The 7,627-nt window shown below is 69.6% G+C and carries 10 protein-coding genes and 1 pseudogene; 2 read left to right on the top strand and 9 right to left on the bottom strand.

The genetic code is table 11. The features are described from left to right. Positions 1-55: 55 nt before the first annotated feature. Positions 56-292, bottom strand: coding sequence for a hypothetical protein (locus VFB40_RS15740; protein WP_324851392.1), 237 nt, complete (start codon positions 290-292; stop codon positions 56-58). Positions 293-441: 149 nt separating this feature from the next. Here VFB40_RS15740 and msrA point away from each other — a divergent pair, with 149 nt between their 5' ends. Beyond that, positions 442-1,107: a peptide-methionine (S)-S-oxide reductase MsrA gene (msrA, locus tag VFB40_RS15745; RefSeq protein ID WP_324851394.1), complete on the top strand. Its 666-nt coding sequence runs from the start codon at positions 442-444 to the stop codon at positions 1,105-1,107. A 270-nt stretch (positions 1,108-1,377) separates the two neighbouring features. On the opposite strand, the gene VFB40_RS15750 is transcribed toward msrA, so the two are convergent. The 6 genes from VFB40_RS15750 to VFB40_RS15775 form a co-directional block, all read right to left on the bottom strand. Beyond that, the gene (locus VFB40_RS15750) at positions 1,378-1,752 is read right to left on the bottom strand and encodes a type II toxin-antitoxin system death-on-curing family toxin (protein WP_349261497.1); all 375 of its coding nucleotides are present in this window, start codon (positions 1,750-1,752) and stop codon (positions 1,378-1,380) included. Then, positions 1,752-1,958, bottom strand: coding sequence for a hypothetical protein (locus VFB40_RS15755; RefSeq protein WP_324851398.1), 207 nt, complete (start codon positions 1,956-1,958; stop codon positions 1,752-1,754). The genes VFB40_RS15750 and VFB40_RS15755 overlap by 1 nt, the downstream gene beginning before the upstream one ends. 59 nt (positions 1,959-2,017) lie before the next feature. Then, positions 2,018-2,707 (bottom strand): response regulator, encoded by a 690-nt coding sequence (locus VFB40_RS15760; protein ID WP_324851400.1) that lies wholly within the window; start codon positions 2,705-2,707, stop codon positions 2,018-2,020. Between the two features lie 5 nt (positions 2,708-2,712). Then, positions 2,713-4,740 carry a sensor histidine kinase gene (locus tag VFB40_RS15765; RefSeq protein ID WP_324851402.1) on the bottom strand — a complete coding sequence of 676 codons (2,028 nt, stop codon included), beginning with the start codon at positions 4,738-4,740 and terminating at the stop codon, positions 2,713-2,715. A gap of 8 nt (positions 4,741-4,748) precedes the next feature. Further along, positions 4,749-5,414, bottom strand: a complete 666-nt coding sequence (locus VFB40_RS15770; RefSeq protein ID WP_324851404.1) for a D-alanyl-D-alanine carboxypeptidase family protein — start codon at positions 5,412-5,414, stop codon at positions 4,749-4,751. Positions 5,415-5,522: 108 nt separating this feature from the next. After that, positions 5,523-6,182: a hypothetical protein gene (locus VFB40_RS15775; protein ID WP_324851406.1), complete on the bottom strand. Its 660-nt coding sequence runs from the start codon at positions 6,180-6,182 to the stop codon at positions 5,523-5,525. A 58-nt stretch (positions 6,183-6,240) separates the two neighbouring features. On the opposite strand from VFB40_RS15775, the gene VFB40_RS15780 reads away from it, so the two are divergent. Next, entirely contained in the window at positions 6,241-6,759 is a 519-nt protein-coding gene (locus VFB40_RS15780; protein WP_324851408.1) for a CGNR zinc finger domain-containing protein, read from the top strand. A gap of 95 nt (positions 6,760-6,854) precedes the next feature. Here the strand turns inward: VFB40_RS15780 and VFB40_RS15785 are convergent, their stop codons facing one another. Continuing rightward, positions 6,855-7,058, bottom strand: a complete 204-nt coding sequence (locus VFB40_RS15785) for a cold-shock protein (protein WP_324842050.1) — start codon at positions 7,056-7,058, stop codon at positions 6,855-6,857. Between the two features lie 262 nt (positions 7,059-7,320). Then, positions 7,321-7,627 (bottom strand): annotated as a pseudogene (locus VFB40_RS15790) (B12-binding domain-containing radical SAM protein); the annotation flags it as partial.

Genomic DNA, 7,627 nt, shown 5'->3' on the forward strand with positions numbered 1-7,627 from the left:
CGACTCAGTCATGCCGCCAGGCTATTGGACCGTCCGCGCGATCGCGCACCGCCACTCAGGCCACCATCCGGGTCGAACCGCCCCGGGCCGAGCGCCGGGCCCGCCGCCGCGCGACCAGCCGCTCGTGCCCCAAGCAGGTCGCCACGAGTATCGCGGCGCCGACCACCGCGATCGCAACGAGCGTCAGCACGAGCGCGGCCCACTCACCGGGCAATGCCTGCTCCAGCGTCCCGCGCGCCCGCGGCCCCGCCGCCGCAAGCCGTGCCACCCCGTCCCCGGCACTCCAGATCATCACAGCTCCTCGCCTCTCCAAGCTGGAAGATCCCCCGGTACCCCATCCTCGCCCGAGCACCCGCCCCTCGCACTCGGAAGCGCCATCAGGCGGAATCCAGGCGGCGTCCCGGACGTTAACCAGACAGTCAATAAAGGAGGCCCCCGGCCGTGTTCCGCTTCACCAACCCGTTCAAGGACCGCCTCCCCGGCCCCGGCGAGGCGCTCCCCGGCAGGTCGTCCCGCCCGTTCCACCTGGCCGGCCGGCACACGGTCCTCGGCACCCCGATCGAGGAGCTGCCCGAAGGCTACGAGCAGGCGGTCTTCGGCCTCGGCTGCTTCTGGGGCGCCGAGCGCAAGTTCTGGTGGCACGACGACGTGTACTCGACCGCGGTCGGCTACGCGGGCGGCAGCACCCCGAATCCCACGTACGAAGAGGTCTGCTCCGGTGCCACCGGCCACGCCGAGGTCGTCCGCGTCGTCTACGACCCGAACATGGTCTCGTACGAGTCGCTGCTCAAGCTGTTCTGGGAATCCCACAACCCGACGCAGGGCAACCGCCAGGGCAACGACGTCGGTACCCAGTACCGCTCGCTGATCCAGTACTTCACCGAGGCCCAGCGCACCGCCGCCGAGGCCAGCCGCGCCGCCTACCAGCAGGTACTCACCGCCGCCGGCCACGGCCGCATCACGACCGCCATCGAGCCCGCCACCGAGTTCTACTACGCCGAGGACTACCACCAGCAGTACCTCTCGGACGCCAAGAACCCGGACGGCTACTGCGGCCTCGGCGGCACCGGCGTCGCCTGCCCGGTCGGCTTGGCCAAGGCTGAGTAACCCGTCGCCGACGCCTGCGCTCCCGCCCGACTGGCATGATCACCACCGACGGCACGGCCTCCGCCGCAAGCTAATCGCGTCTGGGTAAGTTCACAACTGCCCTCGGCCCGTCACGTGGCCGAGGGCAGCTGCGTCGTGCCTGGTCAAGGCACTGGTGGGACGAGTCCGCGCGGATCAACCGCTCCCGACTCCAGACGGATCAACATCAGCGCGAGGCTCGACTACCGAGCCTTACTCAGACCACTCGCTGCCGTCGAGCGATGCAGGAAGTCACTCGGCGAACTGCAGTAGTCCGGCAGCAATGCCAGGGACTTCCAGCTTGCCGGTAACGACATCGATCACGAACTGCTCCGCCGCGTCCTCGTCCAGGGGGTCGCGAAGTTCGTGTCCGTTGAGCCCGAGGAACAGCCAGGTCGCGTTCCACGCAAGCCGCTTGTTCCCGTCGATGAGGCAGTGGTTGCGGCCGAGGGACTCCATCAGCGCGGCTGCCTTTTCCCAGATCCCCGGGTATGCGTCTTGCCCGAACACAGTCGTCTTCGGGCGAGCGGCGGCGGACGCCAGCAACCCAGCGTCACGAAGGCGCACTTCCCCGTCCACGACTCGCCGCGCGACTTCGATCAGGTCGTCGATCGTCAAGTAATCGATCACTGCGCAAGCCGCTTGTTCAGTCCCTCGCTCACGCGCAGCACGCGGTCCAGCACCTCAACGCGCCGCTTGGCCCGCGCGTCGACTGCGCTCATGACCAGGTCGTGCACGTAGTCCTGCAGGCTGCGATCTTCAAGCGCCGCCTGCGCACGAATCTGCTCGATCTCCGATTCCTCGAACCGAGCTGGGAGCATCTTCTTTGCCATGACACTTATGATAGCAGCTGCTATCACATGCATGCACGGATCGGCCGGGCCACGTCCCGCTACGTTGACGCACCCGGCGAGTCGAGCCCCTGCTCGATGGCGTAGCGGGTCAGTTCGACCCGGTTGTGCAGCTGCAGCTTGCCGAGGATGTTCTGCACGTGGTTTTGCACGGTCCGGTGCGATACGACAAGCCGCTCTGCGATCTGCCGGTACGACAGGCCTTTGGCGACGAGGCGCAGCACCTCGGTCTCGCGTTCGGTGAGGCGGGGCGTGTCGACGGGCGCGTCGGGGGCGGCGGCCAAGCGGCGGTATTCGCCGAGCACGAGGCCCGCTAGGCCGACCGTGAAGACGGGGTCGCCCGCGGCGGTGCGTGCGACCGCTTCGATGAGCTCCGCTGCTTTCGCGGATTTGACCAGGTAGCCGAGGGCGCCTGCTTTCAGCGCGTCGAGCACGTCCTGCTGCTCGCCGCTGGCCGAGAGCATCAGCACACGAATCGCCGGGTCGGTGGCGATCAACCTGCGGACGACCTCCACTCCGGACAGGTCCGGCAGCTGGAGGTCGAGGACGACGACGTCTGGTCGGGCGGCGGGCGCGACACGGATCGCCTGGGTGCCCTCGCCGACCACGGCCGTCACGTCATATCCCGCCTCGGCTAGGTCTCGGGCGACCGCGTTGCCCCAGATGGGATGGTCGTCGACCACCATCACGCGCACCGGCGTGGTCGGCGCGCCGTCCTCGTCCTCGACCATTGCTTTCACCTTCTTGCCTGACGTGCGCGGGGTATCCAGAACTCCACCTCGGTGCCTTCGCCCGGTCGGCTTTCGATGGTCGTCGTGCCGCCGCAGTCGGCGATCCGTCCGCGCATCGACTGTGCGATTCCCAACCGTCCGGCCGCGGCCGCCTCGCCCGGGCGCTCGGGCGGGAATCCGACGCCGTCGTCGCGGACCGTGACCCGGACTCCGTCTTGTTCGTCCTCAAGCAGGATCCAGGCTCGAGCGTCCGCGCCAGCGTGTTTGCGCACGTTGTCCAGGGCGGCGCGGACCGCCGCGACGACCTCCGCCGCGATGCCGGACGGCAGCTCCACGGCCTGCGCCGGAGTGGCGACCTCGACGTCGGGGGCGGCCAACGCCTGCACCAGCCCGCGCAGGTCCTCAGCCGCACCTGGGTCGGTGTTCGCTGCCCCGGCCAGCAAGCCGCGCAACGCCACCTCCTGTTCTCCGGCGAGCGCGGCCAACTCGCTGCCCTCGGCTCCGAGTTCGGAGCCTTGCCGCTGCACGAGCGCCAGTACCTGCAGCACGCCGTCGTGGATCGAGCGGCCCAGCCGGTCTCGCTCTGCGGCGGCTGCTTCCCGTCTGATCTGCTCAGCGTGTTTACGCTCCGCGCGCCGGGCGGCTAGCAGTTGCGCGAAGCCCAGGCCGCCTATGGACGCTCCGGCCACCAGCATCAGGATGCCTGACGTGGTCAGGTGCGAAGCCGGGCTGAGGATGGAGGGCTCCGGTTCACCGTCTCTCAGGTAGGTGACCTGGATGGTCTGAAGTCCGCCGACGGCGAGGGTGCCGGCCAGCGGGCCGACCACGGCCGGCAGCGCGCCACGGATGGCCAACGCCGGGGCCGCGGCACCGATGACCGCACCGGCGGCGGAGGCGCTGAGGACGAGAATCAGCACCGAGGGAATCACGATGCGCTGGTCGGCCAGCTTTTCCGGGTCTCCGGTGGTCGCACCGTACGCGATGAACAGGGCCATCGCGGCGAGTATCGCGAGCGTGGCGGCCAGCGGAACACGCAGCCTGCTGCCCGCGACGGCCGCCCCGAGCGCTGCTCCCGCCAGCGGCACTAGCCAGCGCAGCGGATCGTTGTAGCCGAGCGCGGTGACCGTGAGAATGGCCGGCGCGATCACGGCCATCTGCGCCACTGCGGCAGTCATCGCCCCGGCGAGCGGCCAGAGCCCCGCGAGCGCCGCGAGCAGCGTGACGGTCACCAGGGTGATCGCGCCAATGACCGCAGTCTGCGCAAAGGCGTGCCGATCGAGCGCGGACCAGGTGACCCCGAGCAGGTTCGCCAGGCTTTGGGTGGTGAGAAACGACAGCGGGATCGACAGGGACGCCGCCAAGGTTCCGGCTACGACCAGCCGGGCGCGCTGCCACGACCGCTTGCCGGCAGGCGAGGCTGCGGCCGGGTCACCCCGCCGGTGAATCCACGCCGCGGGAACGAGCCCGGCGAGACTCACCCCGATCAGCGCGCTGTGCCAGGCGGCCGGCCTGTGGCTCGAAAGCAGCCAGCCGACCCCGTCCGTCATCGCGGCGCCGACCAGGCGCGAGCCCAGAGTCAGCGCCGCGATGCAAGCTCCCCAGCCGATCGCGGTGCGGGTAAGTCCCTGGGCACAGGCCAGCAATGCGACGATCGCCAGGGCGTACCCGGCGGGCGGCAGCAGCGCGAGCGCCCAGGGGTAGGCCGCAGTGAAATTCCACTCCATCACAACGCCCGGCACGGCCATCAGCGCTGCCGCCGCAAGCAGGTACGGCCACCAGCGCAGAAGAGCAAGCCCGAGTGCTGTCGCAATCACCGGCGCCAACAGGAACAGCCAGTCGCGCAGGTTGGCAGGGCCACCGCTGCCGTTGTCGATGGGCGTGTCGAGGAAGGGCGGCAGCCCCGCAACGGCCGGAGGCGAAGTGGCCACGACGAGGAGCAGGCATCCAGCCACGCCGGCCAGCGCGGCCGGCAACCACCGCGAGGCCGGCGCGGCGACAACGGCGGGCGACGGCCGGGCGGTCGTTGCGTCCATGCCCGAGATCATGGCTGATCCTCGGGAACTGCGCATAGGCTCGCCGCGACCGACAGGATCGGCGGGACCGACAGGATCGGCGGGACCGATGCGACTGAAGCTTCCGACACGACTGAAGCAACCGATGCCACCGACGCGCTCGGATGCGGAAGTCGGGGCGGGCGGCCGTCCGGCCGGTACTCGAAGTGCCACCATTCGTTGTCATAGACCTGATACAGCTGGTGGCGGGAGCCGTAACGGTCCAACCAGCGGGCGCCCTCGATCGGCCGCACGTCCAGAGCGGTGCCGATGACGTGGCGCGACTCGTGCGGCGGCAGTGTCCACTGCAGTGCGAGCGAACGCGAACCGGTACGGCGCACCGTGTCGGCGAACAGCTGCGCCTGAGCGTGCGCATCCCGGTAGCCGTCGGTCAGCCCGATCAGCACGCCGTGGCGCCACAAGGCCTCCGTGCGCGCGGCCTCGAACGCGGCTCGGGTGGCGGGGGTCAAGCCGTCCAGATTCTCGGCCGGGAATCGCGCCGCGAGCGCCCACTGACAGGCCACGTGCCGCGCGCGGCGCGGTGCCGCGACGAAGGCCGCCGGCAGCAACGCGACCGCGAGCAGCCGCGTGATCAGCCGATACAGCCGGTCGCGGCGGCGTGTCTGCCGACTCGAGCGCGGCGATATAAGAGCCATGCGAACAAGCTCGCATGATGATCACGGCTCAGGCGTGAGTGCCCGTACTCATCTTCGGAGGTCACAACCTCCCGGACCCGCGCTGCTGGGAACCGAGCGCTGGGCGCGTCACTCGCTAGACAGGAGCCAACCGATGCGCAGTTCCTCCGCGCCAGCGCGGAAGGTCTCCATGAGCGCGGCGCGCTCGGGATCGTCCTCGGGCAGGTTGTAGGCCAGGGCGGCCTGCGCCGCGAGGGTCTGGGGCCGGGCGCCGAGCGAGGCGCGCAGGTGGAGCGAGCGGCGCAGCATGGGGATCCGTTCAGCGGGCTCCTTTTGCTGCGACAAGTGCCGGATGACGTAGGACTCGAGGTAGGCGTCGCCGGTCTTCACCGCGATCTCGAGCGCTGCTTCGTAGTGCGGCAATGCACGAGCCGGGTCCTTGTCGATGAGGTCCAGCAGGACGCCCCAGTGGAACCTGGCCCAGCCGCGCAGCTTCTCGCTACCGCTTTCAACCGCCGCGCGATAGCCGGCCTCTGCCGCGGCGCGGTCGTCGGCTCGGGGTTCACGGCGGAACAGCATGCGGCTGTAGGCCAGGCGCGCCGTCAGCAGCTGCGCGGTTGGTGACGACGGATCGAGCGCCGCTACGGCTTCCTCGGCCTCCGCAAGGCCGTCGATTTGGAAGAACCACCGGTCGACCAGGATCTCGGCGCGCAGTTCCGGATCGGCGTCCGGCTTCAAGGCCGCGAGTGCGGCATCCCACTCTCCGAGAAGGTGCAGGCAGCGGGCCACGTAGGCGTCATCAGGTACCATGACGCCTACAGTAGGAAGCGGCAATGTAGGCGGTCAAGTGCAATACGGTGACTACATCGGGAACGTGACGCGGCTGGCCGTCGAGTTGGCCAACACCGGCAGCCTCGACCAGCGCGGCGAACTGGTCGCCGCGTTCTTCCTGGAACACGAGATCACGCCGCCGCCGGACGGCGATTTCGGCGAGTTGCCGGACCTGGTGCGCACGGCCCTGGCGCAGTTGGTCGACGGCGCCGACCCCACCGCCGTGCACCGCTTGTTGCACGACTACCCGCCGGAGATGCACCTGTCCGACCATGACGGCCTCGGCCGCTACCACATTCACTTCAGCCGCAACGGCACTGCGGCCAAGCGCTGGCTCGGCCAGCTGATCGCCGCCAAGTTCGCCCTGGTCGCGGCCGGGGATCCCTCGGTCACGCTCGGGCGGTGCTCGGCGGCCGGGTGCGGTAACTACTTCGTAGACCAGTCCCGGAACCGCACGCGCCGGTTCTGCTCCAACGCGTGCGCGAGCCGGACCACGGTCGCGGCGTACCGGGCCCGAGCAGCTAGGGAGTCCTGAGGGCCGGTCCGAGAAGGGCCGGTCCCGCTGGCACCGCAACGCGTCGGGGCCGCCGGATCGACTCCGGCGGCCCCGACGACTCTCGAAACCTGAGACTACAGCGGCAGGATGTTGGCGGCCTGCGGGCCCTTCTGGCCCTGGGTCACCTCGAAGCTGACGGCCTGTCCCTCTTTCAGCTCGCGGTAGCCCTGGGTGGCGATCGCAGAGTAGTGGGCGAACACGTCGGGGCCGCCCCCGTCCTGCTCGATGAACCCGAAGCCCTTCTCCGCGTTGAACCACTTCACAGTGCCAGTTGCCATACTTGTGAACTCTCCTTCTATGGAGCGCACGCCCCGGACCTGAACCCATGCAAGCCCGCGCTGCGTTTTCCCACTCCATACCTGGACAAGCCTAGCCGAACGGTGCGCTGACCGCAGCCTACGCGGCGAAACGGGCTATCCGGCCGCTCAAAACCGGCCCTGACCAGCAGCGGACCGTGAAAGCCGCAAGGCCGCACGAAGCACCGGTCGTTGTCGCCGGGGCACCCGGCCACGTCGCAGGCCGCGGGACGATCCCGACATTTCAGCTGGCCGGCCTAGCCCTGTTCACCCGGCCGCCGAACGCCGCGAGCACGTGTTCGAGAACCGGCAGCGCATGCGCGATCTGCCTGCCGCGGATGACCAGGTCCCAGGCCGGCTCGAGCTTCTTCCAGCCGCCCGCGTACGCGATGTGGCGCAGCCGGTCCCGGCCCCGCTCGTGGACCATGGCCCCGCGCCGGATCGAGTTCCAGCGGTAGAAGTCCCGGTACGCGCTCCAATACCCCTCCTCAAGTCGCGCCGGGCTCATGTGCCGCGGCGCGTAGACCACGTGGCGCGTGTCGTAGAGGTCC

Origin of the sequence: Actinocrinis sp. (assembly GCF_035650855.1) — a bacterium.
In the GTDB taxonomy this organism is placed as follows: domain Bacteria; phylum Actinomycetota; class Actinomycetes; order Streptomycetales; family Catenulisporaceae; genus Actinocrinis.

Coding starts and splice junctions, on each gene's coding strand:
- VFB40_RS15740 (WP_324851392.1), bottom strand. CDS start 292: ATGATCTGGAGTGCCGGGGACGGGGTGGCACGGCTTGCGGCGGCGGGG.
- VFB40_RS15755 (WP_324851398.1), bottom strand. CDS start 1,958: ATGGCAAAGAAGATGCTCCCAGCTCGGTTCGAGGAATCGGAGATCGAG.
- VFB40_RS15760 (WP_324851400.1), bottom strand. CDS start 2,707: ATGGTCGAGGACGAGGACGGCGCGCCGACCACGCCGGTGCGCGTGATG.
- VFB40_RS15765 (WP_324851402.1), bottom strand. CDS start 4,740: ATGGACGCAACGACCGCCCGGCCGTCGCCCGCCGTTGTCGCCGCGCCG.
- VFB40_RS15770 (WP_324851404.1), bottom strand. CDS start 5,414: ATGGCTCTTATATCGCCGCGCTCGAGTCGGCAGACACGCCGCCGCGAC.
- VFB40_RS15785 (WP_324842050.1), bottom strand. CDS start 7,058: ATGGCAACTGGCACTGTGAAGTGGTTCAACGCGGAGAAGGGCTTCGGG.